Annotated in this window: 24 protein-coding genes, 1 tRNA gene and 2 riboswitches; of the genes, 16 read left to right on the top strand and 9 right to left on the bottom strand. The window is 67.6% G+C overall.

Annotation, left to right across the window (positions count from 1 at the left end; genetic code table 11):
- Positions 1-4: 4 nt before the first annotated feature.
- Complete coding sequence (locus AC1DIP_RS12860; protein ID WP_477733973.1) at positions 5-874, top strand: FHA domain-containing protein; 870 nt, start codon at positions 5-7, stop codon at positions 872-874.
- 19 nt (positions 875-893) lie between these two features.
- Here the strand turns inward: AC1DIP_RS12860 and AC1DIP_RS12855 are convergent, their stop codons facing one another.
- Genes AC1DIP_RS12855 through AC1DIP_RS12845 form a run of 3 tightly spaced genes read right to left on the bottom strand, consistent with a single transcriptional unit; the run spans position 894 to position 5,271 of the window.
- A complete protein-coding gene (locus AC1DIP_RS12855; RefSeq protein WP_477733972.1) occupies positions 894-2,540 on the bottom strand; it encodes a DNA repair helicase XPB in 1,647 nt (548 codons plus the stop codon).
- A gap of 12 nt (positions 2,541-2,552) precedes the next feature.
- A complete protein-coding gene (locus tag AC1DIP_RS12850; RefSeq protein WP_477733971.1) occupies positions 2,553-5,027 on the bottom strand; it encodes a helicase-associated domain-containing protein in 2,475 nt (824 codons plus the stop codon).
- Positions 5,028-5,037: 10 nt separating this feature from the next.
- Complete coding sequence (locus AC1DIP_RS12845) at positions 5,038-5,271, bottom strand: hypothetical protein (RefSeq protein WP_476209406.1); 234 nt, start codon at positions 5,269-5,271, stop codon at positions 5,038-5,040.
- A 222-nt stretch (positions 5,272-5,493) separates the two neighbouring features.
- Here AC1DIP_RS12845 and AC1DIP_RS12840 point away from each other — a divergent pair, with 222 nt between their 5' ends.
- Entirely contained in the window at positions 5,494-5,877 is a 384-nt protein-coding gene (locus AC1DIP_RS12840) for a cold shock domain-containing protein (RefSeq protein WP_476209408.1), read from the top strand.
- 6 nt (positions 5,878-5,883) lie between these two features.
- Positions 5,884-6,393 (top strand): DUF3027 domain-containing protein, encoded by a 510-nt coding sequence (locus AC1DIP_RS12835; protein WP_477733970.1) that lies wholly within the window; start codon positions 5,884-5,886, stop codon positions 6,391-6,393.
- 112 nt (positions 6,394-6,505) lie between these two features.
- Here the strand turns inward: AC1DIP_RS12835 and serC are convergent, their stop codons facing one another.
- Positions 6,506-7,636: a phosphoserine transaminase gene (gene serC, locus AC1DIP_RS12830; protein WP_477733969.1), complete on the bottom strand. Its 1,131-nt coding sequence runs from the start codon at positions 7,634-7,636 to the stop codon at positions 6,506-6,508.
- A 294-nt stretch (positions 7,637-7,930) separates the two neighbouring features.
- Here serC and AC1DIP_RS12825 point away from each other — a divergent pair, with 294 nt between their 5' ends.
- The 10 genes from AC1DIP_RS12825 to AC1DIP_RS12780 all read left to right on the top strand — a co-directional run bounded on the left by AC1DIP_RS12825 (position 7,931) and on the right by AC1DIP_RS12780 (position 19,197).
- Complete coding sequence (locus AC1DIP_RS12825) at positions 7,931-8,632, top strand: iron-dependent transcriptional repressor DtxR (RefSeq protein ID WP_477733968.1); 702 nt, start codon at positions 7,931-7,933, stop codon at positions 8,630-8,632.
- 148 nt (positions 8,633-8,780) lie between these two features.
- Positions 8,781-8,981, top strand: a riboswitch (cyclic di-AMP (ydaO/yuaA leader).
- Between the two features lie 4 nt (positions 8,982-8,985).
- Positions 8,986-9,813: a peptidoglycan DD-metalloendopeptidase family protein gene (locus AC1DIP_RS12820; RefSeq protein WP_476209416.1), complete on the top strand. Its 828-nt coding sequence runs from the start codon at positions 8,986-8,988 to the stop codon at positions 9,811-9,813.
- Between the two features lie 128 nt (positions 9,814-9,941).
- A riboswitch (cyclic di-AMP (ydaO/yuaA leader) is annotated at positions 9,942-10,120 on the top strand.
- Positions 10,121-10,190: 70 nt separating this feature from the next.
- Positions 10,191-10,871 carry an NlpC/P60 family protein gene (locus AC1DIP_RS12815; RefSeq protein ID WP_476209418.1) on the top strand — a complete coding sequence of 227 codons (681 nt, stop codon included), beginning with the start codon at positions 10,191-10,193 and terminating at the stop codon, positions 10,869-10,871.
- 163 nt (positions 10,872-11,034) lie between these two features.
- Positions 11,035-11,808, top strand: a complete 774-nt coding sequence (locus AC1DIP_RS12810) for an NlpC/P60 family protein (RefSeq protein WP_476209419.1) — start codon at positions 11,035-11,037, stop codon at positions 11,806-11,808.
- Between the two features lie 271 nt (positions 11,809-12,079).
- Positions 12,080-12,580: an HNH endonuclease gene (locus AC1DIP_RS12805; protein WP_056331149.1), complete on the top strand. Its 501-nt coding sequence runs from the start codon at positions 12,080-12,082 to the stop codon at positions 12,578-12,580.
- 55 nt (positions 12,581-12,635) lie between these two features.
- On the top strand, positions 12,636-13,352 hold the full coding sequence (gene mobA, locus AC1DIP_RS12800; protein WP_477733967.1) for a molybdenum cofactor guanylyltransferase: 717 nt from the start codon (positions 12,636-12,638) through the stop codon (positions 13,350-13,352).
- Positions 13,349-13,642, top strand: a complete 294-nt coding sequence (locus AC1DIP_RS12795; protein WP_476209424.1) for a DUF6457 domain-containing protein — start codon at positions 13,349-13,351, stop codon at positions 13,640-13,642. The genes mobA and AC1DIP_RS12795 overlap by 4 nt, the downstream gene beginning before the upstream one ends.
- A complete protein-coding gene (locus AC1DIP_RS12790) occupies positions 13,639-15,057 on the top strand; it encodes a molybdopterin molybdotransferase MoeA (RefSeq protein ID WP_477733966.1) in 1,419 nt (472 codons plus the stop codon). Before AC1DIP_RS12795 ends, AC1DIP_RS12790 begins: the two co-directional genes overlap by 4 nt.
- Before the next feature lie 100 nt (positions 15,058-15,157).
- Positions 15,158-16,036: a formate dehydrogenase accessory sulfurtransferase FdhD gene (gene fdhD / locus AC1DIP_RS12785; RefSeq protein ID WP_476209427.1), complete on the top strand. Its 879-nt coding sequence runs from the start codon at positions 15,158-15,160 to the stop codon at positions 16,034-16,036.
- Positions 16,037-16,161: 125 nt separating this feature from the next.
- On the top strand, positions 16,162-19,197 hold the full coding sequence (locus AC1DIP_RS12780) for an alpha-mannosidase (protein ID WP_477733965.1): 3,036 nt from the start codon (positions 16,162-16,164) through the stop codon (positions 19,195-19,197).
- Positions 19,198-19,421: 224 nt separating this feature from the next.
- Here AC1DIP_RS12780 and AC1DIP_RS12775 read toward each other — a convergent pair whose 3' ends face one another.
- Complete coding sequence (locus AC1DIP_RS12775) at positions 19,422-20,159, bottom strand: hypothetical protein (protein ID WP_477733964.1); 738 nt, start codon at positions 20,157-20,159, stop codon at positions 19,422-19,424.
- A complete protein-coding gene (locus AC1DIP_RS12770) occupies positions 20,156-20,887 on the bottom strand; it encodes a hypothetical protein (RefSeq protein WP_477733963.1) in 732 nt (243 codons plus the stop codon). Before AC1DIP_RS12770 ends, AC1DIP_RS12775 begins: the two co-directional genes overlap by 4 nt.
- Positions 20,888-21,133: 246 nt before the next feature.
- Here AC1DIP_RS12770 and AC1DIP_RS12765 point away from each other — a divergent pair, with 246 nt between their 5' ends.
- Both AC1DIP_RS12765 and AC1DIP_RS12760 read left to right on the top strand, forming a co-directional pair.
- Positions 21,134-22,795, top strand: coding sequence for an ABC-F family ATP-binding cassette domain-containing protein (locus AC1DIP_RS12765; protein ID WP_477733962.1), 1,662 nt, complete (start codon positions 21,134-21,136; stop codon positions 22,793-22,795).
- Between the two features lie 2 nt (positions 22,796-22,797).
- Entirely contained in the window at positions 22,798-24,711 is a 1,914-nt protein-coding gene (locus AC1DIP_RS12760) for an ABC transporter ATP-binding protein (protein WP_477733961.1), read from the top strand.
- A gap of 25 nt (positions 24,712-24,736) precedes the next feature.
- On the opposite strand, the gene AC1DIP_RS12755 is transcribed toward AC1DIP_RS12760, so the two are convergent.
- The 3 genes from AC1DIP_RS12755 to AC1DIP_RS12745 form a co-directional block, all read right to left on the bottom strand.
- On the bottom strand, positions 24,737-25,153 hold the full coding sequence (locus AC1DIP_RS12755; protein WP_477733960.1) for an NUDIX hydrolase: 417 nt from the start codon (positions 25,151-25,153) through the stop codon (positions 24,737-24,739).
- The gene (locus AC1DIP_RS12750; RefSeq protein ID WP_477733959.1) at positions 25,150-25,629 is read right to left on the bottom strand and encodes a DUF6314 family protein; all 480 of its coding nucleotides are present in this window, start codon (positions 25,627-25,629) and stop codon (positions 25,150-25,152) included. The genes AC1DIP_RS12755 and AC1DIP_RS12750 overlap by 4 nt, the downstream gene beginning before the upstream one ends.
- 1 nt (position 25,630) lies before the next feature.
- Positions 25,631-25,703, bottom strand: a tRNA-Arg gene (locus tag AC1DIP_RS12745).
- An 83-nt stretch (positions 25,704-25,786) separates the two neighbouring features.
- On the opposite strand from AC1DIP_RS12745, the gene AC1DIP_RS12740 reads away from it, so the two are divergent.
- Positions 25,787-26,578 carry a DUF998 domain-containing protein gene (locus AC1DIP_RS12740; protein ID WP_477733958.1) on the top strand — a complete coding sequence of 264 codons (792 nt, stop codon included), beginning with the start codon at positions 25,787-25,789 and terminating at the stop codon, positions 26,576-26,578.
- Positions 26,579-26,737 lie beyond the last annotated feature (159 nt).

Genomic DNA, 26,737 nt, shown 5'->3' with positions numbered 1-26,737 from the left:
GGACATGACGGAGAACCGCCTGGACATCGATCTGGGTTTCTCGTACACGGACGAGTCCGGGGCGGTCAGCAACGGGCGTGCCACCGCTGCCGGTACTGAGGTAACCGTGTCCCTGGACCGACTGGCGCCACTGGCAGGCGCTGGACTGCCGCCCCTGGAGGAGATCCGGCCGCTGGCGGACCTGCTGGCCCGCAAGGGGGTCCGCGTCACGGTGGCAGGTCCTGATGGAAACATCGTCAGCCTCGGCAAGGTGGACGCACCTGCATCACAGCGGTTGGTGACGCGCTCGCCGCATATCAAGCTGGGCAACCTCGGCTCACTGCTTCCGCTGCTCCGGCAAGGCAGGCGGCGGCCCAGGGGCGTGCCCCTGCTGCCCCCGTCCACACCGTTTCCGCTGGTCCCCACTGTCCAGCGGAAGATCATCCGGCGCATCACCACCACCCACTACGCCCGGGGCGGCGGCCGGCCGCGGCTGATCTTTGTCCAGGATGCCGCCACCTGGACCGGCCAGATCCCCCGGGAGGTTGCCCTCTCGGAGGACGTCACCACGATTGGCAGCGGTCCCGGATCCGATGTCCAGCTTGAGGGCCTGGAAGAACTCCACGCAGAAATCAGGCACGACGGGCAGGATGAATACGTCCTGGTGCCGCACGGCCCGGTCAGCGGCAGTGTGTCCAGGACCGGTCCCTCGGTCCTGCGGACCGGAGCGAGGATCCAGATGGGGCAGTGGTGCCTGGCCTTCTTCCGCGAGGAGTTTGCCGATCACGGCCGCCCCTATGGTGGCAGGAGCGGCGGTGAGCTGGCGTATGAACGTCCGCAGCTTGATCCCCGGACGGGAACCATAGAGCGGGACAGCTCCGAATACATCCGCTAAGAGGGGTGCACGCTGCGGACTATTCCGCGGCGTGCACGTCCTTGGCGTCCATGATCCGGTAGGCGTAGCCCTGCTCGGCAAGGAACCGTTGGCGCTTGGCGGCGAACTCCTGGTCCAGGGTGTCCCGGGCCACCAGGGAGTAGAAGCGGGCGGCGCGGCCGTCCTTCTTGGGCCGCAGCAGCCGGCCCAGCCGCTGGGCCTCCTCCTGCCGTGAACCGAAGGAGCCGGAAACCTGGATGGCCACGGAGGCCTCCGGCAGGTCGATGGAGAAGTTGGCCACCTTGGACACCACCAGGGTCTGCAGTTCCCCGGCACGGAAGGCGTCAAAGAGCTTCTGCCGGACCTTCACCGGGGTGTCACCCTTGATGACGGGTGCCTCCAGGCGCTCGCCGAGCTCGTCCAGCTGGTCGATGTACTGGCCGATGACCAGCAACTGCTCTCCGGCGTGCCGGGCCACCAACTGTTCCACCACCAGCGTCTTGGACTCGGACGTGGCGCAGAGCCGGTACTTGTCCGCGTCGTCGGCCATTGCATAGGCAACCCGCTCATCCTTGGGCAGGTCCACGCGGACCTCCACGCAGTCCGCCGGTGCAATATAGCCCTGCGACTCGATGTCCTTCCACGGCGCGTCGTAGCGCTTGGGCCCGATCAGGCTGAAGACCTCGCCCTCGCGCCCGTCCTCCCGGACCAACGTCGCGGTGAGCCCAAGGCGCCGCCGGGCCTGCAGGTCTGCGGTCATCCGGAAGATCGGTGCCGGCAGGAGGTGGACCTCGTCATAGATGATCAGTCCCCAGTCGTGTCCGTCCACGAGTTCCAGGTGCGGGTAGATGCCGCCACGCTTGGTGGTGAGCACCTGGTAGGTAGCGATGGTCACCGGCCGCACCTCCTTGAGCGCGCCCGAGTACTCACCCACCTCCTCCTCGGTGAGGGACGTGCGCCGGAGCAGTTCGTCCTTCCACTGCCGGGCTGCCACGGTGTTGGTGACCAGGATCAGCGTGGTGGTGGATCCGGTGGCCATCGCGGCAGCTCCCACCAGGGTCTTGCCCGCGCCGCAGGGAAGTACCACCACTCCGCTGCCGCCCGCCCAGAAGTTCTCGCTGGCCAGGCGCTGGTAGGGGCGGAGCTCCCAACCGTCCTGGTTGAGGGAAATAAGGTGCGGGGTGCCGTCCACATAGCCGGCAAGGTCCTCCGCAGGCCAGCCGATCTTCAGCAGCAGCTGCTTGAGCTGGCCGCGCTGGGAGGCGTGTACCACTACCGTCTCGCCGTCGATCCTGGGCCCCAGCAGCGGTGCGATCTTCTTGGCGCGGATCACTTCCTCCAGGACCGGGTAGTCATCCGTGCGCATGACCAGGCCGTGGCGGGGATCCTTTTCGAGGCGCAGCCGGCCGTACCGGGACATGGTTTCCTCGACGTCGATCAGCAGGGAATGCGGGACCGGGAAGCGGGAATACTTCAGCAGGGCGTCCAGGACCTTTTCCGCGTCCAGCCCGGCGGCGCGGGCGTTCCACAGCCCCAGCGGGGTCAGCCGGTAGCTGTGCATGTGCTCGGGTGCCCGTTCCAGCTCGGCGAAAGGCGCGATGGCGTGCCGGGCCTCGGTGGCCAGTTCGTGGTCCACCTCGAGGAGGATGGTCTTGTCGCTTTGGACGATCAGTGGTCCGTCGGTCACGCGGGGAATCCTTTACTGGCGCAGTTCCTCTGCAGCCTCGATGTCGATGATGCGGTGCACGGACAGGACCCGCTCTGTGTCCTTTGCGGGATCGAACACCCGGACCCTGCCCCCGCTCACAGAGAGCGGAACAACGATTTCCAGGCTGGCATTCCCCAGGCTGTCCACCACGTTCATGTGGATCCGCTGCTTCAGCCGGATGGCCCTTTGGAGTGCCTCAAGCCCCAGCTGGGTGGCTGCCTCACTGCCGGCAGCGGTGCCGGAAAGATGTCCGACGCCGGGACCCGCCTTCCGAAGCACCGCCAGCTGGGCTTCAACGTCCTCCGCCGGCGGCGCCATCCTCGGTGCCGTGTAGACGGGGCGGCTGCTTTCCTGCGCCGGGGCGGCACGGCGCAGGTGGGCGGGTTCAGCGCCGTCCACGGACGGGGACAGCCCGAGGCTCCGGAGGGCGGTGGCGAGTTCACGCGGCGGCGACGACGACGTGACAACGGTTGGCGACAACCTGGCCAGGCCCAGCTGGGCGGCCTTGGGCCCTGCCAGCAGCTCGCGCAGGGCAGCTTCGTCATCGCTTTGGATGAAGCTGGCGGCCTGGCCCACGCGGAGCCTGCCATGCCGGGAGGCCGTATCCTCCACGAGGTACTCCAGCGGCTGGGGCACCGCCGTCGCGGAGTGTTCACGCAGGAAGCCTAGCAGGCCTGCGGCGTCGTAGCCGTGGTCCAGGGCCCGCTTGATGGATGCCCCGGAAAACCGGTAGATCGTGGCCGGTCCCTGCCCCTCGGCGTCGGCCATGGCCAGGAGCTTTTCGGTCAGCGCGGGAGTGAGGTAGCCGGGCGCAACCGCGGTGAGGTCGGCCTGCAGCAGCACATGGTTGAGGGCCGCCGGCAGGTGTTCGCCCAGGATGGCGAGGGCGGCATCGGGGTTGTCTTCGGCGAAAGCACTCCCTAACTGGCTCAGCGCCCCCGAGCCCACCAGGCCCAGCAGCTCCGCTTCGGCCAACACGCCGCGGATCAGCGAGCTGAACCGCCTGGCCATCCGCGGCTGCGACCACTCGGCGCGCTGCAGGACAGCGGCGGCGTCCAGCACGGGCGCGGCACCGTCGGACGCGGACACCTCTTGGGTGAGCTCATGCAGGATCTCCAGGATCCGTTTGCGGACCACCGGAGCGTCAGGCCGCTGCGCCCCGGCGGACAGTGCGGCGATGGTGGCTCCGGCCGCTGACCGGACCGCCGCTGCGCCCGGGGCTGAGTTCACGGGCTGGCCCACCATGGACGGCACGCGTTCGCTGGCCAGCCAGGCGTTCACCAGCCACAGCCATTGTTCCTGCCGGGGAAGGACCAGCCATTCCAGTTCGGGCGGCTGTACCCACGAGGAGGAGTCGACGTCGAGGCGGATCAGGCCGGACAGCCCGCACAGCTCCAGGAGCAGGCCGACCGCGCTTTGGTCTATCCGCAGGTGTTCGGCCAGGCGGCGCACTTCGCGGACGCCCACGCCACCACTGCGCAGTGTGGCAAGGGGGTGTTCCCGGACGGCGTGCAGCAGCTCGGAGACCAGCCGCAGGGTTTCGGAGATGGCGCTCAGGGCCGCGTTCCTGCGCAGCGCCGCCGTGGTCCGGCCAAGCTCCGGGACCGGCGGCGACAAAGTGAAGTCATTGATGATCGCACCGCCGCGCAAAGCCAGTCCCACGCTGTGGGGCAGTTCCACGTGGGCTGCGTCCAGCGGAACCAGCAGCCCGCGGGCAAGGAGCCAGTCAACAGGCCCGACGTCGGACCCTTCCGTCGTGACCGATGCTTTCCGCTGTGCCTGGGGGACGGCACCCATGGCCCAGTTCCGGAACCTGGCGAGCAGCGCCGTCGTCCGTTCCGGGGCACCGGCGAGGATGTCCTGCAGGGCCTCCGGTGAGGACGTCCAGTGCTGAAGGGCCAGTGCTGCTTCCATGGGCGTGGTGGCATCGTGGATCGCGAAGCCGCTGCGGTGCAGTTCTGAGACCAGTTGTACCGCCCGCTGGGCGAAAGCCGGCTGCAGGCGGACCAGTTCGGTATAGCTGCGCCCCAGGCCGGCCGGATAGATTCCCACCACATCCTTGAGCGAGCCCACGGGGAGGTAGTACGGCTGGCTGGCCGCCGGTGGCGGCGTGCCGTGCGGGGGAGCGGCGGGGTGCACCAGGCCGAGCTCCTGCAGGCCGGCCAGGATTCGGTCGACAGTGGCAAGTGTGGAACCGTGGATCAGTTTGTGCACGGCTTCGGCGGAGGCGCTGTGCCCGGTGTCGGTGTTGGTGCACAGGTGCAGGGTCTCCAGGACCTGCATGTGGGGACGGTTGAGCCGCTCCAGGGCGCGTTGGACGCTGACCCGGGAGCTCGCGCGGGCTGCGAGGGCAGCGAAGTCAGGAACGGAAGGGGTGATGAGGTCCGGCCGCGCGGCGAACAACGCCCGCAACGAATCGTCGCTGCGTGCCTCCAGGTCCTTGCCAAGCGCGCGAATGAGGGACATCAGTCCAACGTTACCGCTGCTGGGCCCTTCCCGCCCGCCGCCGGGCGGCAACTCCGTCCAGGACCAGCAGGAGCATCAGGATGAAAGCTACGGGAAGGCCGTACAGCGCGGTGTAGGTGATCCAGGTGGGGGCTACCGAACCGGCGAAGGCCAGGGCCATGACAGCTGCCACGGCTATCAGGGACAGCACGGCAACAACTGCGGCGAGGACCATCAGCGGCCGCCGGTAACGCGAGGGAGTCATGGACGCAACGCTACCGCGCCCGGCGCGGTGCGGGTAAAGCGGGGCCTTGCGCCTGCGGCGGAACAGTGCCGCCCAAAGCGTCGATAGGCCATGCGGCAGGATAACCTTGAAGCATACAGACCAACACGGTCCCGGTTCGCCATACCCTGAACCCGCACAACCATGCGGATGCGGTGGAGGCCGGCCGTGTCTCATGACAGCAGAACGAAGAAGGTTGATTACGTGCCTACCGGCAAGGTCAAGTGGTATGACAAGGATAAGGGCTTTGGGTTCCTCGCGGGCGAGGACGGCCAGGAGGTCTTCCTGCCCAAGTCGTCGCTGCCCGAAGGCGTCAGCGAGCTCAAAGCCGGCACCCGGGTGGAGTTCGGCGTAGCCGACGGACGCAAGGGCGCCCAGGCGCTGGGCCTGCGCGTCCTGGACAAGACTCCCTCTATTGCCAAGGCCAAGCGCCCGAGCGCCAAGGACCTTGCCCCGCTGGTCCAGGACCTGGTAACGGTCCTGGACAACCTGTCAGGGACCTTGTCCAAGGGCAAGTACCCGGACGGCAACAAGGGCAAGGCCATTGCTGCCGCCCTCCGCAAGGTCGCCGACGAGCTCGACGTTTAGGCGCCCATGACTCCCGATTCTGAACAGCCGGGCACGCCGGTGCAGGAGCAGGCTGCCAAGACTCCCCCCAAGCGCAAGGCAGGCGTGCCCGTGTGGCGCACCGGCAAGCCGGACGCTTTCCTGGCCGCCGCCGTGGACAATGCCCGGACCGCCGTGGAGGGCATCACGCCTGCGGGCACCATCGGGCCGCACCTGGCCGCCAAGAGCGAGGGCGACCGGCTGGTCACGCACCTGTTTGAGTCCAGGCTGCCCGGATACGCGGGGTGGCAGTGGTACGCGGTGCTGACGCGCAACTCCCGCTCGAAAGTAGTCACGGTCAATGAGCTGGGCCTCCTGCCGTCGGAAGATTCGATCCTGGCCCCGGAGTGGGTGCCCTGGGCCGAGCGTGTCCGCCCCGAGGACCAGCAGCAGGAGTCCGAAGCAGACAGCCAGGAAACGGCTGCCCCGGAATCCGCAAGCCAGGAAACAGCGGCGGAGGATCCAACAGACGAGGCCGGCACCCAGGCGGAAGCCTGACCGCACCCGTCGCCGGGAAGCCGGCCACCCCGGCCGGGGACAAACGAAAACGGCGCCGTCCGGGATGAACCCGGGCGGCGCCGTCGTATGTTGTCCTGACTGTTCTCCGCGCCTACTTCCGCAGCTCGCCCACCACGTAGTCGATGCTGGACAGCAGGGCTGAGACATCGCTGGGCTCGATGGCCACGAAGGTGGCAATGCGCAGCTGGTTGCGGCCCAGCTTCCGGTAGGGCTCAGTGTCCACGATGCCGTTGGCGCGCAGGACCTTGGCTACAGCCGCCGCATCAACCGACTCGTCGAAGTCGATGGTGGCAATGACGTTGGAGCGTTCCTCCGCCTTGGCCACAAACGGGGTGGCGAACTCGGAGGCATCCGCCCAGCTGTAGATGCGTCCGGCGGAGTCGGCGGTGCGTGCGGTCGCGAAATCCAGGCCGCCGTTGGCGTTCAGCCACTGGACCTGGGCGTCCAGGGTGACCAGCGTGGACAGCGACGGCGTGTTGTACGTCTGGTTCAGGCGGGAGTTGTCGATCGCGGTCTGGAGATCCAGGAAGTCCGGGATCCAACGGTTGGCGGCCTTGATCCGTGCGGCACGCTCGATCGCGGCGGGGGAGAACAGGCCCAGCCAGAGGCCGCCGTCGGAGGCGAAGTTCTTCTGCGGGGCGAAGTAGTAGACGTCGCTTTGGGCAACGTCCACGTCCAGGCCGCCGGCCGCGGAGGTGGCGTCCACCAGGACCAGCGATCCCTCGTCGGCTCCGGAAACGCGCGTGACGGGGGCAGCCACACCGGTGGAGGTCTCGTTCTGGGGCCAGGCATAAACATCAACGCCGGCCTCGGCCTGGGCCGCCGGCCGCGTGCCCGGCTCGGACTTGATGATCGAGGACGCCTCCAGGAAGGGCGCCTTGTTGGTAGCGGCGGCGAACTTGGATCCGAACTCGCCGAAGGACAGGTGCTGGGCCTTCTTCTCCACGAGGCCGAAGCTGGCGACGTCCCAGAAAGCGGTGGAGCCGCCCACTCCGAGGACCACTTCATAGCCCTCCGGGGCGCGGAAGAACTGGCTCAGCCCTTCGCGGACAGATCCCACCAGGTTTTTGACCGGCGCCTGCCGGTGCGAGGTGCCGAGGATGGTCTTGGACGCTGCTGCCAGCGCATCGATCTGTTCCTGGCGGACCTTGGACGGGCCGGCGCCGAACCGCCCATCCTTCGGCAGGAGGTCGGCGGGGATCGTGATGCTGGTGTCGCTCACAGGTGCTCCAATTCGGCGGGGACGAAAGTTTGGTCCGGACGGGCGGGTCATGGCTCGGCCGGCAGCAGGCGATGGCTGCGCAGCGGGCCTTCACCATTCTGCCTGAATGGCAGGGGCGGCGGGAGCCGGCGGGCCCAAAGTCCAGACATTGAGACGGGCCGCCCGTGCGGTACCGCAGGAAGCGCGGCTATTCGGACAAACTCAAAATAGGCTAAGCTGGCCCCCGAACTACCTCGCGGGAAGAGGCGATACGGTGGGACAACGCAAGGTACTGCGCTCGAGGAGCTGAGCTGGATGACGGATCTGATCGACACTACGGAGATGTACCTCAGGACCATCCTGGAGCTTGAGGAAGAAAACATCGTCGCCCTCCGGGCCCGTATTGCCGAGCGCCTGCGCCACTCCGGTCCTACCGTGTCCCAGACCATCGGCAGGATGGAGCGCGACGGGCTCGTGGTCGTCTCCGGTGACCGGCACCTGGAACTTACGGACACCGGCCGCAAGCGGGCCACCGAGGTCATGCGCAAGCACCGGCTGGCCGAACGCCTGCTGGCCGACGTCATCGGCCTGGACTGGGCCTACGTGCATGACGAAGCCTGCCGCTGGGAACATGTCATGAGCGAGCGGGTTGAGCGGCGCATTTACGAGATGCTGGACCACCCCACCGAATCGCCCTACGGCAACCCCATCCCCGGGCTCGCCGCTTTGGGTGGACAGCCTGCCCGCGGTGGCGCCGACGGGGCCATCAGCCTGGTCGAGGCCATGAAGGGCTATGCTCCGGCCTCTGTTGTCACCATCAGCCGGCTCGCTGAACCAATCCAGGTGGAACCGGAACTGCTGGCGCAACTTGACGAAGGCGGAATCCGGCCCGGTGCCGCCGTGGCGCTGGAACGCGTGGGTGATTACATCTCCGTGCGGGTCTCTGGCATCGAGGGCGCACTGGAGCTGCCGCCCGAGGTCGCCGCCCACGTTTTCGTTGCCGTGGCCCAGGCCTGACGCCCGGCCTTGTACCCCGACGAGGCACTTCCAAGCAAAGATAACGGAATTGTTACCTAGGGTCTTAAGGCCCTATAGTGGAACCATTCGTTGATACTTAAGCGTTACCCGATCCGGAGCCGAGCTCTGCCAGCGGATCGGGTGCACGAGTTGTTACTGGCAGAGGCGGGGGAACCACAAGCGGCAGCGGGGGACTGCCTTGGGGTGAAGTCCGTCAGCAGCAAGCCTCTCCAGTGAAGGATTCTTCCGGGAATACCCCTGTGCAGAAGCTTGCCGTGACGGGCCGGGTCCTTGATCTCTCTGACCCGAATCCGACAGCTAACTCCGCAGGCTTTTCCAGAGAGGAACCCTTCTTGACCACGCAGACCTCCAGGGGGCGCCGCCGCGCAGCCAGCCCCCCTTCGGCACCCCGGGTTGTCGAAGACGCAGCAGCGGAGCGCCCCCGCGATCTGCATCGCGACGCGCGCCGCCGCCGGGGGCCCCTGCGGCAGGTAACGGAATTCGCCGCCGCAAGCGGGATCGGCCAGAAGGCCGGAATCGCCCTGGCCGCCACCGGCCTGGTGCTGACGGTCACAGTGCCCGCCACCAGCCCGGTCATGGCCACTGATGCGTCCGGCAACGCGCCCCTGGCGGCATCCTCCGTCAGTCCGCAGCCGCAGATTTCCGCCGATATTGGCGCCCAGATCGACTTCAGCCGCTCGGCCGTGGTGACCCAGGCTGACCCCGACGGGAAGCTCAAGCAGCTCCTGAGCGCCCAGTCAGCGGGCTCGGTCACCCGGGCCGCGTCGGCCGGCACCCTGGCTGCACCACTTGCCACCCTCACCACCGCCTCACCGTTCGGATACCGGGTGAGCCCGATTACCGGCGGCTCCGGCGACTTCCACCGAGGCCAGGACTTCGTGGCGCAATGCGGGACGTCCGTCCTGGCCGCTGCGACCGGCACCGTTACCTTCGCGGGCTGGCACCAGTTCGGCGGCGGAAACCGGGTGGTCATCGACCATGGCAACGGGCTGGAAACCACGTACAACCACCTGTCGTCCTTCAACGTCAAGGTGGGCCAGACGGTCTCCCGTGGAGAAGTCGTGGCACTCAGCGGCACTACGGGTGCCTCCACCGGCTGCCACCTGCACTTCGAGGTGCAGGTCAACGGCGAAGTGGTCGATCCCATGGGCTGGCTGTAACCGAATGATTGCTCACTCTCAGATCGCAGTGACCTGCCGTGACCTGAATGTGACATTGAAACAAAACTGCTGTACCGTCTAACTCGCGTCAACTTTTCCGAAGTTGACGCTCTTGAGTGGATTGCCTAACTCTGCCACCGCTCAAGGTCCGTTCGCATTTCATCGTCTGGCAGGGGCGGGGGAACCAATTTTGGCCTTCTCTCCAGAAGGCCTTGGGGTTAAGTCACGAGCTTCCCAGGAAGCAGTGTGGCCGGGTGACTCCCATCCGAATCCGACAGCTCACCTCGCAGGCATTGGGAGAGGCTACCTTCGTGTCTTCACGCCATCATTCTGCGCGCCACCGTGCGCAAACGGTTCGCACCAGCCCCTTGGACGCCGTGTCCAGGGCCGTGAGTGCAAATGCCGGGACCGTAGGCCGCCAGGCTGCCGTAGTGGCAGCCGCATCGGGCCTCATCCTGAGCATGGGCCTGCCGGCAAACGCAGCTGACACCACCGCCGGTGTCTCTGCATCCACCGAATCCGGCTCGGCACAGACTGCACTGGCCGTCACCGCTGCCCCCACGGCGACGGTTTCCTTCGAGCGCCCGGTCGTCAAGACCACCGCCGCTCCGAAGGTCGAAGCGGTGCGTCCCCAGTCCACCGCACCAGCCGAGCGCGCCGCCACCGCGACCGCAGGCCAGGACGCCGCTCCCGCCGCCAAGGCCGCCGAGACTGTGTCCGCCGCAACCTCCGGCATTGCAGCCATCGCCTACACCGGCATCGGCCACGCCTACGTGTGGGGCGGCACCAGCCCGGTCACCGGCTGGGACTGCTCCGGGTTCGTCCAGTGGGTCTACGCGCAGGCCGGGATCAGCATCCCCCGCACCAACGCGTGGAGCATCATGACCCCCACCTCCACCCCGCAGCCGGGCGACCTCGTTGTCCAGAATGGTGGCGCGCACGTAGGCATCTACGTCGGCAACGGCATGATGATCAGCGCGCTTAACCCCTCCCAGGGCACGCTGCTGCACTCGCCCGCAGCCACCGGTACCTCTTCGTACTACCACCTCAACAAGTAGTTCTTGGGCTTAGCGCTCCAAGGGCTATTTCTTTGCCCACAGCTTTTCCGCTAGAAACCAGATCCCCGTTCGGGATGCGCCGGCGTACCCCCAAGATGCCGGCGCGTCCAGCCCCCTTTGCCTGCCTACACGCGGTCCGAAGGAAAAACGAAAGAGAGAACTCATGACGACTCGTGCTACCGCACGGCACCGCGCCGAGGTCACCAAAACCAACTCGATCGCCATCATTGCCAAAGCTGTCAGCGACAACGCCGGTGGCATGGGCCGCCAGGCTGCTGTTATCGCTGCGGCTTCCGGCCTGGTCCTGACCAGCGGCCTCGCAGCCAACGCTGCCGACGCCAACGTCAAGCGCGATTCCGCTCCGGCGTCCCAGCTGGAAGTCGAATCCGCCGTCGACGCCCCGATTTCCGCAGCTTCCACCATTGCCATCAGCTACGAGAAGCCTGCCGTCACCACCACGCCGGCTCCCGTCGCAGAGCCTGAGCCCCAGGTCCAGGTGCAGGAAGCTGCTCCCGCTCCGGTGGCGCAGCCTGTTGCTGCTCCCAAGGCCACGGCCAAGGTTGTTACGGCCTCTGCTCCCACCGCTCCCGCCCCCCAGGTTTCCGCAAGCGGGAAGGGTGCAGCCATCCTCTCCGCCGCTTACGCCCAGCTCGGCGTGCACCAGGACTGCACCATGCTGGTGACCAACGCACTGGCCGCCGTCGGCATCCACTTCCACGACTGGCCGGCAGGCTACCTGTCGCTGGGTGACACCGTGCCCATGTCGCAGGCCCAGCCCGGCGACCTGCTGTACTACGCCGACGGTGGCGGCGGCATGGCCCACATCGCCGTTTACGCCGGTAACGGCATGGCCGTCCACGGCGGCTTCAACGGCAACGACACCGTGGTCTTCAGCGCCAATGTTGGCTCCGGACCGGTAGCCATCCGCGTACGTTAGGCATTCCCGTGCCGGCCTGAACCAGCGCCGGCCAGTGTACTGCTTGCCAAAGGACCCCCGCCAGCAAGGCGGGGGTCCTTTGCGCTTACTGGGGTTGCCGCCGCAGTCCCCGCCTTTTCCCTGTCCCGGGGACGGAATGGGCCTCCGGGGCGGCGATTACCTGATTTTGCACTTCTTTGTTTACTCTTGTGATGTCGATCCATAGCCCGGACATGCCGAGGGCAGCCGGCCCTCGTGCCCCTGACGGGTGCGGCCGTGAAGAGGTAAGTGCATGCGCACTCTCGTTCTGAATGCTGGATATGAACCGCTGGCGGTTATCACTTTCCGCCGGGCGCTGGTGCTTGTGCTCACGGGCAAGGCAAGCGTGGTTGCCGAGGGGGACGACCCGGTGGTGGGACCCACCGACGTCCTGGGCCGCCCGTCCGTGATCCTCCTCAACCGTTACATCCGGCCCCGGTACAACCACTCAACGGCAGTCAGCCGCAGGGGCGTACTCCGGCGGGACGGCCACAAATGTGCGTACTGCGGCAAGGCCGCGCACACAATCGACCACGTTCACCCAAAGTCGCGTGGGGGTGCCGATTCCTGGGAGAACCTGGTGGCCGCCTGCCTGCGGTGCAACAACGTCAAGGGTGACCACACTCCCGCCGAGATGGGGTGGACCCTTCGGTTTGTCCCCGAGCCCCCCCACGGGACGATCTGGCAGATCAAGGAACTGGAGAAGCCGACCCCCGCATGGGATCCCTTCCTGCTGCCGGAGCGCGCTGCCTGACTGTTTCCCGGCGCCTCCCGGCATCGGAACAGGGGATGGTCGCTAGGCTGGGGGAGTGGACAAGAACAGCTTGGCCTTTGATGCCCTGATCCTTGCCGGGGGGCGATCATCCCGCCTGGGCGGCATACCCAAGCAGTCGTTGGTCTTCCGTGGCCAAACCCTCCTGGAGCGCGCCGTTGCCGCGGCGGCCGGTGCCCGGCTGACCGTGGTTGTCGGCGATGCGGGAGGCCTGCCGGCTGAAGCCGGGGAGAGCCACCCGCTGCCCCCGTCGATCCGCCCCGCCGGCCTGCTGGCATGCCGGGAGGAGCCGGCCTTTTCTGGTCCCGCGGCTGCGATTGCCGCAGGCCTGGATACCTTGGCGAGGAACGGTGGAGGAGCCCCCTACTCCCTGGTGCTGGCGTGCGACATGCCGTTGGCCTCCCAGGCGGTGGCAGTGCTGCGGGACGCACTGTTGCAGTCCGATGCCGGCGTCGGCCCGGGCGGGGTGGTGGCCTGTTCCGAAGACGGCAGGGTCCAGCCGCTGGCAGGCTTTTACAGCACGGCTGGGTTAAAAAGCTCCTGCGCCGCCCTGGCTTCACGCAACGCCCTGGTCAACGGCTCGGTCAGGGCTCTCCTTGCTAGTCTGGACGTGCAGCTTGTCACAGTCCCCGCCGGGTCCACCGCCGATGTGGACACCTGGGACGATGCTGCCGCGCTGGGTGTTGCCGCCGGGAACCAGCACGCAGGACAGTACCGGCGCACAGCCGGAGACAACGTGGGAGGCAAGTCGTGAAAAGCCAGGACGAGACGCTGGAAGAGTGGTGCCGCGCGCTCCTCCAGGCATACAAACTTGAGGACGTCCAGGTGGATGTCAACGCCGTGCTGGCCCTCGCGGGCGTCGCCGCCCACTCGGTTGTGCGGCCCGCGGCGCCGTTGACCACCTTCATCGCAGGCTTCGCCGCGGGACTGGCTGCCGCACCCGGCAGGGAGATGGATGCGGCATCGATGGACGCGGCACTGGCCGTTGCCCGTTCCCTGGCGGCCGACTACGACGCTGAAGCCGCCGGGACTCCCGGCGAATGACCGCAGAACCCCTTGACGGTCCTGGCGCGCCGCCGGGAGCAGAGGCTGAGGCGCGCGGGGGTGGAAGTGAACACACGCGTGCGGACCATCATCACGCAGCGCACACCTGGCAGGAAGCGCGCGAGGCTGCCTTCGATGCGGCAACCCCCATTCCGCCCGGCCCCGTTGGGCTGCGGATAGCCCTCGGCCGCAAGCTTGACCAGGACATCGTTGCCCTCCAGGACATGCCCCACTATGCCTCGTCAGCCATGGACGGCTGGGCAGTCAATGGAAGCGGCCCCTGGATCCCGGTGGAGGCCGGCACCCGGCTGGCGCCGCACCAGGCAAGCCCCATCGCCACCGGTGGCCTTATCCCGCCCGGTGCCAAGGCAGTGCTTCGCAGCGAGAACGCGGTCCTGGGGCAGGATGACGAGGGGCTGCCCGTGCTGATGACCGGCGGCAAGGCCCGTCCGGGGGAGCCCCGCGCGGGAGAGCACATCAGGAAAGCCGGGGAGGAAGCCCTGGAAGGGGACATCCTGGTCAAGGCCGGGGTCATGCTCAACCCCGCACACCTGGCCCTTGCTGCCCTGGCCGGCTACGACGAAGTGCCGGTCCAGGGGAAGCCCGTGGTCCGCCTGGTGCTGACCGGATCGGAGGTGGTGGAACAGGGCACGCCCGCACCCGGCCAGGTACGCGATACCTTCGGCCCGCAGCTGCCTGACGTCGTGGCCATGCTGGGCGGTATCGCCGCCGGCCAGCAGCGGATCGGCGACTCGTATACGGAATGGCTTGCGGCGCTCGAAGACGTGCTGCCGGAGGTGCCCGGCGCGCCGGACCTGCCTGCCGACGTCGTCATCACCACCGGAGGTACCGGGCGGTCGGGGACGGACCACCTTCGCCGGGCAGTGGCCGAACTCGGCGGCCGGCTCATCATCGACGGCGTGGCAATGAGGCCGGGACACCCCGCGGTCCTTGCCGAACTACCCGACGGACGTTTTGTCCTAGGACTTCCCGGCAACCCGCTCGCGGCCATGATGGCCCTCTCCACCGTGGGTGCCCCGCTGCTGGCTGCCTTGGGGCACCATCCCATGCCGCCGGTGGAGGACGTGCCGTGCGGGACGATGATCGAGCCCGACCCCGGCCGTACCCGGCTGATGCCCTTCCGGCTGCTGTATGGCATGGCATCCCCGGCGCAGCACACGGGGCCTGGCATGATGCGTGGGCTGGCAGCCGCTGACGGCGTGCTGGTGGTGCCGCCGCACGGGGTGCAGCTGGGTGAACTGGTGCCTGCCTTTGCGCTGCCTTGGGGGACGCCCATTCCGCGGCCCGGTGAGAGTGATGCCAAGACCAAGCCCCGAACGGGCGCCCGCACCGGCCAGCCCAAGGCCAAGCCGGCAGCCGGCGGGCCCGTCGACTGGAGTGCGCTCCTGGGCTGATGCATGTCAGGGCCAGTGCCCGGGAAGGCGTTGCCCGGTTCCTGGGACAGGGCGGCCTTTATTGGTGCCATGATGGAGTAATGAACAGGCAGGGTGGAATATGGGACGAGTAACCCAGCGCCGGAAGGTGCACAAGTATGTCCTGGATGGTTCCCCGAGTGCCCTGGAGTACCCGGTCCGCCACCGCGAAGATGTCCTCGCCGTGGAGGAACCGCTGGAAATCCGGCTCGGCGGCCTGTCCTACTCCGTAACCATGCGCACGCCCGGCGACGATTTCGACCTGGTGGCCGGCTTCCTGGTGTCCGAGGGCGTCATCTGGGCGCCTGAACAGCTGGTTTCGCTCCGGTTCTGCGCCGGCGAGGACGAAAATGGGGTTCAGACATTCAACGTGGTGGAGGCCCAGCTGCGGCCGGACGTCCCGCTCCCGGACACAGGCCGGCGGGTCTACACGTCCAGCTCCTGCGGCATCTGCGGAACCGATTCCATCGAGGCCGTCCAGAAGTCCTCGCACCACAGTCCCCAGGCGGACCCACTGACCGTGGATGCCAGGGTCCTGGCCTCCCTGCCGGACCTTTTGCGGGAGTCCCAGCGCGTCTTCGACGACACCGGCGGCGTGCACGCGGCGGGCCTGTTCAGGATTGACGACGACGGCGGCCCCCGGCTCCTTTGCCTGCGCGAGGACGTGGGGCGCCACAACGCCGTGGACAAAGTGGTGGGCTGGGCGCTGCGTGAAGGCCTCCTGCCGCTGGCCGGGACTGTCCTCCAGGTCTCCGGCAGGGCGTCCTTCGAACTGGTCCAGAAAGCCTCGCTTGCCGGGATCCCCGTCCTGGCCGCCGTGAGTGCTCCTTCCAGCCTTGCCGTGGAACTGGCAGAGGCCAACGGACTGACCCTGGCGGGGTTCAGCCGGGGCAGCAGTTTCAACGTCTACGCCGGGGACTCCAGGATCCTGGGACCGCAGCCAGCCGTGCCAAGGTCTTAGCGCAGGCAACGCCTGGGCCCGTCCCACACCACCAGCCCAGGGGGTTGGATGCAGTGCTGCCAGCAGGTAGATTTGTCCATCGAATGGACTCGATGATCCAGTTCCCAGCTTAAAGAGGACCTATATTGCATGACGACCGCAGGATCACGGAAGTCCGCCTGGCAAGGTTTGTGCGGGAGCGCATTGCCCCTGCCGTTTACAGCAGGACGGTCCCGCTTACCCTGAGCAGCTGGGAAGTGCCCGGTGAGCCGGTCCCTGCGCTGGACGCGATGCGGCAGGACTTCCAGCCGCAGGAGCATGGCGCCCGCTGGGGGCGGCCGTGGGGCACCACCTGGCTTCGGCTGCAGGGGGAAGTGCCCGAATCCTGGGGCGGCAGCCCTGACACCGCCGTGGAGGTGGTGGTGGACCTGGGATTCACCACCGAAGCGCCCGGGTTCCAGTGCGAGGGCATCGCCTGGCGGTCGGATGGCAGCATCATCAAGGCCATCTCACCGCGCAACCAGTACATCCCGCTCAAGCTGCTGGGCAGCGGCATGGCCGTGGACTTCTATGTGGAGGCGGCCGCGAACCCGGACATGGCGCAGGGCTGGACCTTTGCCGCTACCCCCTTGGGGGACAAGGCGACCGCAGGAGACGCCCCGCAGTATCGGCTGGGAACCATTGCCATCGCCGAGCTGAACCAGACCGTGTGGGAACTCCAGCAGGACGTCTGGACCCTCGCCGGCCTCATGGAGCAGCTTCCACTGGAGCTCCCGCGCCGCCACGAAATCCTCCGGGCCCTCGAACACATGATGGACGTGATGGACCCGGAGGACGTTGCCGGGACCGCGGCAGCCGGGCGCCGGGCGCTCGCCGACGTCCTGACCCGGCCCGCCTACGCCTCCGCGCACCAACTGGTTGCCACCGGGCACGCCCACATCGACTCCGCCTGGCTCTGGCCGGTCCGGGAAACGATCCGCAAATGCGCACGGACGTTCTCCAACGTGGTGGCCCTGATGGATGAGGACCCTGGCTTTGTTTTCTCTTGCTCCTCTGCGCAGCAGCTCGCCTGGATCAAGGAGCTGTACCCGGACCTCTTCAGCCGGATCCGGGAAAAGGTACATGCGGGCCAGTTCGTCCCGGTCGGCGGTATGTGGGTGGAATCGGACACCAACATGCCCGGCGGCGAAGCCATGGCCCGGCAATTCGTGGAGGGCAAGAGCTTCTTCCTGGCCGAGTTTGGCATTGAGTGCAGGGAAGCGTGGCTCCCGGATTCGTTCGGCTACAGCGCAGCCCTTCCCCAGATTGTGAAGTCCGCGGGCAGCCGCTGGTTCCTCACGCAGAAGATCTCCTGGAACCAGACCAACAGGATGCCCCACCACACGTTCAACTGGGAGGGAATCGACGGCACCCGGCTGTTTACCCACTTCCCCCCGGTGGACACCTACAACTCGGATCTGAGCGCCAGGGACCTGGCGCACGCCGAGCGCAACTACCGGGACCATGGCCGCGGCACCGTATCCCTGGTCCCGTTCGGGTACGGCGACGGCGGCGGCGGGCCCACCCGCGAAATGCTCGCCGCAGCTGCGCGCACGGCGGACCTGGAAGGCTCGCCGAGGGTCCGGATCGGATCCGCGGAAAGCTTCTTCCGGCAGGCCGAGGAAGACTACTCCGCGCTGCCGGTCTGGGTGGGCGAGATGTACCTTGAACTTCACCGCGGCACCTACACCAGCCAGGCGCGGACCAAGAAGGGCAACCGGCGCAGCGAGCACCTCCTGCGCGAAGCCGAATTGTGGTGTGCCACGGCTGCCGTACGCGCCGGCGGCGCCTACGACTACCCCGGCGCCGAGCTTCAGCGACTCTGGCAACTGGTGCTGCTCCAGCAGTTCCACGACATCCTTCCCGGCAGCTCCATTGCCTGGGTCCACCAGGACGCGGAGCGGAATTACCAGGCCATCGAAACCGCCCTTGAGGCGTTGATCAGCCGCGCCGCCGGGGCAATGCTGGGCGCCGGTGACCGCCGGTTCCTGTTGAACGCCGCCCCGCATTCCAGGGATGGCGTCCCCGCGCTCGGGGTGGCCGAACCGGCGTTGAACCCGGAACCAGTGCAGGCAACACCCCTCGACGGCGGCTACGTCCTGGACAATGGGGTCATCCGGGCCGTGGTGGATGCGGACGGGCTGCTTTCCTCCCTGCGCGACCATGCCAGCGGCCGCGAAGCGATCGCCCCCGGCCAGCGCGGCAACCTGCTCGAACTGCACCGTGACACCCCCAACGAGTGGGACGCCTGGGACATCGACCAGTTCTATCGCCGCAACGGCACCCCGCTGGTCCACGCAGAATCGGTCCGGCTTGACGGCGAAGGCGGCAGCGCCGTCGTGGTGGTGGAGCGGCTGGCCGGCACCTCGCCGCTCACCCAGCGCATCACGCTTGCCCCCGGCAGTCCGTCCCTGGAGATCACCACCTCCGTGGACTGGCAGGAACGCGAAAAGCTGCTGAAGCTCGGCTTCGCCCTGGATGTGCGGGCGGACCGGTCCGCTGCCGAAACGCAGTTTGGCCACGTCTTCCGGCCCACGCACACCAACACCTCGTGGGAGGCCGCGAAGTTCGAAATCTGCGCCCACCGGTGGATCCACGTGGGCGAACCCGGCTACGGCGTGGCTGTGTCCAACTCATCCACGTACGGCCATGACGTGGCCAGGAATATCAGGGAGGCCGACGGCGGAACCACCACCACGGTGCGCCTGTCCCTGCTGCGGGCGCCCAAGTTTCCCGACCCCGACGCAGACCGGGGACGTCACGAGCTGACCGTGGCCATCCGCCCGGGAGCCGGCATTGCCGATGCCGTCCAGGAAGGGTACCGGACAAACCTGGCACCCCGGCTGGTCACCGGCGCCAACGAAGTGGAGCCGCTGTTCTCCGTCAGCAATCCGGCCCTGGTCGTCGAAGCGGTGAAACTGGCGCAGGACGGATCCGGGGACGTCGTGGTCCGGTTGTATGAGTCACTGGGGCAGCGTTCGGCGGGGAACATTACGGCGAACTTCCCGGTGCGGCGGGACGTTATGCCCACGGATCTCCTGGAACGACCTGCCGGAGCCCCGGGGGTAGAGCCCGGCGGCAACGGGGCTGCGCTTCAGCTCAGGCCGTTCCAGCTGGTGACGCTGAGGTTTGCCCGGAAGTAGGGGGTCCGTGCCCCGGACTGGAGGTCCGGTGAAAGAGGCCTTAAACAGGCTGAGTGGGGGCGGTCCCCAACGATCCGCCACCACTCATCCCCCCAATGTGTGCAAAGGCCCCCGGGGCTACCGGCGCTTTGGAATTTATCCCCGTTCGAAAACACGTGGCGGCCCCGCCTTCACACATTCATGATTGTGTCACACTCTAATGATTTTGTGAAAGTGGGCGAAGGTTACGTTTCGGTAGAAGTCTTTTGGCGTGCCGCGCTGCGCCCGTTGACCACCCGGGCAGCCCAGATAAGGGCCAGTCCAACAACGAAGCACAGCACTGCCGTGTAGTTGATGATGAACTCGATTTGGCCAAGGGAGGGCGGAATCACGGGAAAGAGCAGCGTGAGGGCAACTGCCACTCCGCCCAGGGCAAGCAGTCCGGCTCCGATCCGCACCAGAGCAGGGAGCCGGTCCCGGGCCGCCCGCGCCAACGCCGGAACCAAGGCCAGGGCGACGTAGGCGGGGTAGGCCCGGCCCGCTGCGCCGTAGTACTCAACCAGCGCGAAATGGCGGGCGTCCTTCCCGGAGACGGCGCTGAGCCCGGCCGAGGAACCGGCGGTGTCCATGGAGAAGAAGAGCGCCACCATGGCCGCCGAAATGATCAGCAGGACCACAACGCCGACCCGCCCCGTGATGAGCCGGTGTGCGCCCTCTGCACCAAACCCCCGGGAAATGCGGATGCCCATAAAGAAGATGGCCGCAAAGATCACGAACCGCAGCAGCAGGTTGGCCAGGTTGACCCCTCCCAGAGCCTGGTCGATCACCAGGTAAGGACCCTGGATGCTCAACAGGATGGCCAGCGTCATCATGGCGAAAATGCCAAACAGGGAGCGGTTCTCGCCGCGGACGGTGCTGGGAATGCGGGCCACTGCAACGAAGGCGCAAATCGCCAGCGTGGTCCATTGAAGGGTCTCGATCATCCCAGGTTCTCCCAAATCTTTTCTGTCTGCGCCTGGTCCTGCTCCTGGCGGCGCAATACTTTGCCCAGTGCCTGGAGCCGGTCTCCGGCAAGCGCGGTAAGTTCTCCGTCGGAGAGGCTGGCCAATGCTGCCTGCCGGGCTCCGGGCGGCCAGCCCGCCTCCTCCTCCGTGATGACCCCTGTGGCCACCAGCCCTCCGGCCGGTCCCACCCCGGCGGCATCCGCGGTGGCCATGGCGAGCTCGGGGGACAGCCGGTTGGCGGTCAACTGCGCGGAATAGTTCTGCGGGGCCACCCCGGTGGCGGCCGACACGCGGTGCCGGACCTCGCCGTCGTCAATGGCGTCCACCCAGTTCTTCACGGAAGTTGCGTGCGGGGCCGGGCTCAGCTCAGGGGCGGCGGCTCCCCGGGGGGCGTCCATGGCCGGCCGGGAGAGGAGTGTCCGGAGCAGGTCCGCGCTCGAAATCTGGCTAACCAGTTCGTTCCTGGTGGGCGGACGGGGCGGCCCGGCCAGGGCGCTGTAATCATCAAAGCCCGCCAGCGCGGACACCGGGTTGATTTTGTAGGCCCGGCTGATGCTTACCACCGTGGTCACGGAGACTTTGCCCCGGACCAGTTGCTGGGCGAGGGTGGTCCGCTTGATTCCTGAGACCCGGCAGACGTCGGCAGTGCTGGCATCCGGTGCGATGCCTTGCAGCCAGCGCTGGAACGCCTTGGCGGAAAGGGTCATGGAGGGCTCTCTGCAGAACGGGTGGTGCTGACGATTTTACCGTGCCCGGCCGTGCGCTCCGTGCCGCTGATTTTGTCCGCGGCCCACAGTCGTCTATAGTTGATGGTCGAGCCCGTTGGTCCGTACACCCCCCAAGTCCGGACCAGCGGGTTCTTCTATGTCCTGCAGCCCCAGCGGCGCCGCGGCCTGTTTGTGCCGCCTCTGCCGGCCCTCAACGGCTGTCCGGGCAGCGGCGAAAGGACCACCATGACTGCAACGCTTGTTGCCAAGGACATCTCCGGCGGCCACGGCCACCGCACCCTTTTTTCCGGGCTCTCGCTGACCGTAGCCCCCGGCGACGTGGTCGGCGTGGTGGGCGCCAACGGTGCCGGAAAGTCCACGCTATTGCGCCTCTTGGCCGGTGTTGACCAGCCACAGGGAGGCTCTGTCAGCCTCGCCCCGGCCGATGCGTTCGTTGGCTGGCTGCCCCAGGAACATGAACGCGTTCCGGGTGAAACAGTGGCAGGCTACATTGCCCGCCGGACCGGCTGCGCGGAAGCCACCCACGAGATGGAGTCCACGGCAGAGGGCCTGGGTTCCGGTGCTCCCGGGGCAGACGATGCGTATGCCCGCGCCTTTGACCGCTGGATGGCCTCCGGGGCCGCCGACCTTGATGACCGCATCCCTGCCGTGCTCGCAGAGCTGGGCCTGGATGCTGGCCCCGAAGCGCTGATGACCGGGCTTTCCGGCGGCCAGGCGGCGCGGGTGGCGCTCGCAGCCCTGCTGCTGAGCCGTTTCGACGTGGTGCTGCTGGACGAGCCCACGAATGACCTGGACCTCGCCGGCCTGGCCACGCTCGAGAACTTCGTGACGGGGTTGCGCGGCGGGGTGGTGCTGGTCAGCCATGACCGGGAGTTCCTGGCCCGCTGCGTGACCAGGGTGGTTGAGCTGGACCTGGCCCAGAACAGCGTGGGGGTCTACGACGGCGGCTACGACGCCTTCCTCGAGGAACGCGCCGTGGCGCGGCGGCACGCCCGCGAGAAGTACGAGGACTTCGCCGCCACCAAGGCAGACCTGGTATCCCGGGCCCGGACCCAGCGTGAGTGGAGTTCGCAGGGCGTCCGGAACGCCATGAAGAAGAACCCGGACAACGACAAGATCCGGCGCGCCGCCAGCACCGAGTCCTCCGAGAAACAGGCCCAAAAGGTCCGGCAGATGGAATCACGCATCGCCAGGCTGGACGTGGTGGAGGAGCCCCGCAAGGAATGGCAGCTCCAGTTCAGCATCGGGCAGGCGCCGCGCTCCAGCGCCGTCGTCGCCACCCTGCGCAATGCCGTGGCACGCCAGGGCAGCTTCACGCTGGGACCGGTGAACCTGCAGCTCAACGGTGGTGAGCGGATCGGGATCACGGGCCCGAACGGCGCGGGGAAGTCCACCCTGCTGCGCCTGCTGCTGGGAACCCAGGTACCGGACGACGGCGACGCCTCCATGGGTGCCACCGTCGCCGTCGGCGAGATCGACCAGGCCCGCGGCCTGCTGGACGGTGCCCAGCCGCTCGGCGACGCCGTCGAAGCCGTGCTGGCCGACTGGAACAGCGCCGATGTCCGTACCCTCCTGGCCAAGTTCGGCCTCAAGGCGGACCACACGTCGCGGACAGTGGATTCCCTGTCCCCGGGGGAGCGGACGCGGGCAGCACTGGCCCTGCTCCAGGCGCGCGGGGTGAACCTGCTGGTGCTTGACGAACCCACCAACCACCTCGACCTGCCGGCCATCGAGCAGCTGGAAGAGGCCCTCGAAAGCTACGACGGAGCCCTGCTGCTGGTCACCCACGACCGCCGGCTGCTCGAAAATGTCCGACTCGACTACCGGTGGCACCTGGAAAACGGCACGGTCCAGGAGCTCCACCACACTGCAAGCCAGGAGAAATAACCATGAGCATGGACCGCGTGGCGTGGAGCTCGCTCTACAACATCAGTACCGCCAAGAGCGGCTCCAAGCCGTTTTCCAAGGAAACCCTGAAGCGGGTGCTGGCCTTCGCCGCACCCCATCGGGGCAAGCTCATCGCCTTCGTGCTCTCTTCCATCGCAGCGGCCTTCCTGGCCGTCGCCACCCCGGTGCTTGCCGGCCAGGTGGTTGACGCCATCATCGCCAAGACGGATGCCGGTACGGTGATCTGGCTGGCCGTGCTGATCGCCATCGTGGCGGTGGGCGAAGCGGGGGTGGGGCTGTTGACCCGCTGGCTGTCCTCGACCATCGGCGAAGGCGTCATCGTGGACCTGCGCACCCGGGTGTTCGACCATGTGCAGCGGATGCCCATTGCCTTCTTCACCCGCACCCGGACCGGAGCCCTGGTCAGCCGCCTCAACAACGACGTCATCGGAGCGCAGTCCGCCTTTGCCGGCACGCTCTCCGGCGTGGTGAGCAACTCCGTGGCGCTGGCCCTGACCCTGATCGTGATGCTCAACAAGTCCTGGCTGGTCACCGTGCTCGCCATGGTCCTGCTGCCGATCTTCCTGATCCCGGCCCGGCGCATGGGCTCCAAACTGGCGGACCTGCGCCGCGAAGCCGCTGCGCACAACGCCGCCATGGGCACCCAGATGACGGAGCGGTTCTCCGCGCCCGGCGCCACACTGGTGAAGCTGTTCGGCCGCCCGGATGAAGAGTCCCGCGAGTTCGCCGCCCGCGCGGGCCGCGTCCGCGACATCGGCGTCCGCATGGCCATGCTGCAGTTCACGTTCGTCACGGCCCTGACCCTGGTGTCCGCGCTCGCGCTCGCACTGGTCTACGGGCTGGGCGGCTGGCTCGCCCTGGGCGGCCAGCTCGCACCCGGTGACGTGGTGGTCCTGGCGCTGCTGCTGACGCGGCTCTATGCCCCGCTCACGGCGCTGTCGAACGCCCGCGTCGAAGTCATGAGCGCGCTGGTCAGTTTTGAAAGGGTCTTTGAGATCCTGGACCTGGAACCACTGATCCAGCAGAAGCCGGACGCCGTGCCCGTTCCTGCTGGGCCCGTGTCCGTGGAGTTCGACAACGTCCGCTTCGCCTACCCCTCCGCGGACAAGGTCTCACTGGCCTCGTTGGAGGAAGTTTCGACCCTTGATACCCGGGGCGGGGAGGAAGTGCTGCACGGCGTCAGCTTCCGGGTGGAACCAGGCCAGACAGTGGCCTTGGTGGGCTCCTCCGGCGCCGGCAAGTCCACCATCGCCCAGCTGCTGTCGAGGCTTTACGACGTCGACTTGGGCGCAGTGCGTCTTGGCGGCACCGCGCCGGGGACGGGGCTGGACGTCCGGGACACCACCTTCGATTCGCTGCGGGACACCCTGGGCATGGTCACCCAGGACGGCCACCTGTTCCACGAAACCATCGCCTCCAACCTCCGGCTGGCCCGGCCCGACGCCACGGACGAAGACATGTGGGACGTCCTGCGGCAGGCCCGCCTCGAGACCATGATCAGGTCCCTGCCGGACGGCCTGGAGACGGTGGTGGGGGAGCGCGGGTACCGCCTTTCGGGCGGTGAACGCCAACGGCTCACCATCGCCCGGCTCCTGATCGCCCAGCCCCGTGTCGTCATCCTCGATGAGGCCACTGCCGCGCTCGACTCCACGAACGAAGCCGCCGTGCAGGCAGCCCTGGGCGCCGCACTCGAGGGCCGGACCGCCGTCGTGATTGCGCACCGGCTCTCCACCGTCCGCGCGGCCGACGCCATCCTGGTGGTGGAGGGCGGCCAAATTGTGGAACGCGGAACCCACACCGAACTGCTGGCGGCGGGCGGCCGCTACGCCGAGCTGTACCGGACGCAGTTTGCCGAGGCCACGGCTGTGGCGCAGGAGTCCGTCCCCGAGTTCTAGCGGGTTCCTGTCCCGCGGCCGGTTCTCAGACTGCCCGTGCGGCCAGCAGGGGCAGGATATGGTCCGTCAGGAGCGGCGCGAGGTCTTGGGGGAGGGCTGCGCCCGCCGGCACGCTGATGTCCAGCCACCGGATCTCCGCGATTTCGGCCGCGGGAGTGGCCTGCCATGTGCCCGGGGCGATGAAAACTGTCGCTTCGATATCCGTGGCGGCCTCGTTCGCGGCGTCGGCGATCCACACGCCCATGAGGTCCAGGTCCTGCGGGCGCACCACAATGCCCACCTCCTCGGCGAGCTCCCGCGCAGCCGCCTGCACAGCGGTTTCGCCCGGTTCCGGCTTGCCTCCGGGATGCATGAACATGCCGGTCCCGCGCTTCCGTACTGTCAGGAGGCGCCCGGCGTCGTCAAACACGCAGACGGCAGAGACCACGATCCGATCTTTCACGGGGAAATCCTTTCCAGGCGCGAGACGAGCAGCAAATCCTTGCGGGGACCGGTCACGTCCCAGCTGTAACTGAAGGCGTCCGGGCCCTGGCAGGTGTAGGAAACACGGTACGTGTCCGGATCACACCAGTGGCTGTCGTGGCTGGAACCGGGGGTGAAGCCCATGCGGTGGAACGGCCTGCCGTCGGGAAAGAACATGTCCAGCACATCGGGCTGCGGCAGGGGTTTCAGGACGTACTCGCGGGAGGCGGGGCCGGTGAAGGAAGGCCAGCGCATGATGCCTTCTTCGCGGAGGGCCAGGCCGCCGTCGTCCGTGGGGGTGAAAACCGCGACGCCGGAAAAGGTTCCGCAGGTGCCGTCCGACCTGTCCAGCAGGTCCCGCTCCAGCCGCCACCGGCCCGGCGGTCCAGGATGGCCTGACGGGCGGCGGCCCAGGAGGTAGGCGCGGAGGGTTGGCTCCGGGGAAGGAGAATTCAAGTGCCCTCGATTGGAATCGAACCAACGACACCGGCTTTAGGAGAGCCGTGCTCTATCCACTGAGCTACGAGGGCGCGCATCCGGGGGTTCGGCGGGGCCGGTCCGTCCGGACACGGTTACAAGCATACAAGGTGCCGGGCCGTACTACGCTCAAGGCATGAGTCCAGCCCCCACTGCCGCTCCCGCCACTGCCGTCACCCCGAACGTGGCGTCCACCCGGCAGTACATCGGGGCGTGGGCGGTGTTGAGCGTGCTGCAGTATTTCGCTGCCGAGGCTGCCGTGGCCATGGCGTGGGCGGGACCGCGCCCGTACGACCTGCGGACGGGGTACATCAGCGACTTGGGGGCGCTTCACTGCGGAATATATTCCGGCCGGGATGTCTGCTCGCCCTTGAACTGGCTCATGAATGCCTCGTTCGTGGTCCAGGGCTTGGGGCTGCTGGTGGGGGCGGTACTGCTGACCTCGGGCCTGCTGCGCGTGGCCGCCCGGCCCGGCACGCGGGTGGACTGGCGGCGCCGGGAGCCCTGGCTCGCAGCCTCCGCCGTCCGGCTGCTCACCGGCGCCGCCGGCGCCGGAACCGTGGTGGTGGGGCTGGTCCCGGAGGATGCCGGCTCACCCTGGCACTACGCCGGCGCCATCACGTATTTCGTCTCCGGTGGGCTGGCATTGCTGGTGCTGGGCATCCTGTGGCTTCGGAAGACCGGGATGGCGTGGTTCCTGCTGGTGTGCGGAGGCGTGTCGCTGGCGGCCACGGCCACTGGTGGACTGACCCGCATGAAGGTTCCCGAGCCCGGCACGTTGGAGCGGCTGATGGGCTATCCCGTCACCGTGGGGATGGCCGCTGCGGGGCTGGTCATCGCCCAGCGGGTGCACCGGCACCGGAAGCAGCGGCGGGCTGCGGCACGCGCTGCGGCCCTGGCCGTCCACAATGGAGCTTCCCGCTCATAGGCCCCAATGGTCGCCGGCTGGATGGCTTCGCGATTCTTGACCATAAATTGAGCCCTTTTCAGCCTCGGCCGGCTGGGTTGAGGCCTAGGCTTGCGCCATGTCGATGCCGTCTGCGGCCTCGCCGGTGGGGGACCGGTCCCAGCACCGTCGTTTGGCTGG

The organism is Pseudarthrobacter sp. 05T312 (assembly GCF_056396685.1).
This window is presented reverse-complemented; position numbering and strand designations above follow the sequence as displayed.

Coding starts and splice junctions, on each gene's coding strand:
- AC1DIP_RS12860 (WP_477733973.1), top strand. CDS start 5: ATGACGGAGAACCGCCTGGACATCGATCTGGGTTTCTCGTACACGGAC.
- AC1DIP_RS12850 (WP_477733971.1), bottom strand. CDS start 5,027: ATGTCCCTCATTCGCGCGCTTGGCAAGGACCTGGAGGCACGCAGCGAC.
- AC1DIP_RS12845 (WP_476209406.1), bottom strand. CDS start 5,271: ATGACTCCCTCGCGTTACCGGCGGCCGCTGATGGTCCTCGCCGCAGTT.
- AC1DIP_RS12835 (WP_477733970.1), top strand. CDS start 5,884: ATGACTCCCGATTCTGAACAGCCGGGCACGCCGGTGCAGGAGCAGGCT.
- AC1DIP_RS12825 (WP_477733968.1), top strand. CDS start 7,931: ATGACGGATCTGATCGACACTACGGAGATGTACCTCAGGACCATCCTG.
- AC1DIP_RS12810 (WP_476209419.1), top strand. CDS start 11,035: ATGACGACTCGTGCTACCGCACGGCACCGCGCCGAGGTCACCAAAACC.
- AC1DIP_RS12805 (WP_056331149.1), top strand. CDS start 12,080: ATGCGCACTCTCGTTCTGAATGCTGGATATGAACCGCTGGCGGTTATC.
- AC1DIP_RS12790 (WP_477733966.1), top strand. CDS start 13,639: ATGACCGCAGAACCCCTTGACGGTCCTGGCGCGCCGCCGGGAGCAGAG.
- fdhD (WP_476209427.1), top strand. CDS start 15,158: ATGGGACGAGTAACCCAGCGCCGGAAGGTGCACAAGTATGTCCTGGAT.
- AC1DIP_RS12775 (WP_477733964.1), bottom strand. CDS start 20,159: ATGATCGAGACCCTTCAATGGACCACGCTGGCGATTTGCGCCTTCGTT.
- AC1DIP_RS12770 (WP_477733963.1), bottom strand. CDS start 20,887: ATGACCCTTTCCGCCAAGGCGTTCCAGCGCTGGCTGCAAGGCATCGCA.
- AC1DIP_RS12765 (WP_477733962.1), top strand. CDS start 21,134: ATGACTGCAACGCTTGTTGCCAAGGACATCTCCGGCGGCCACGGCCAC.
- AC1DIP_RS12760 (WP_477733961.1), top strand. CDS start 22,798: ATGAGCATGGACCGCGTGGCGTGGAGCTCGCTCTACAACATCAGTACC.
- AC1DIP_RS12740 (WP_477733958.1), top strand. CDS start 25,787: ATGAGTCCAGCCCCCACTGCCGCTCCCGCCACTGCCGTCACCCCGAAC.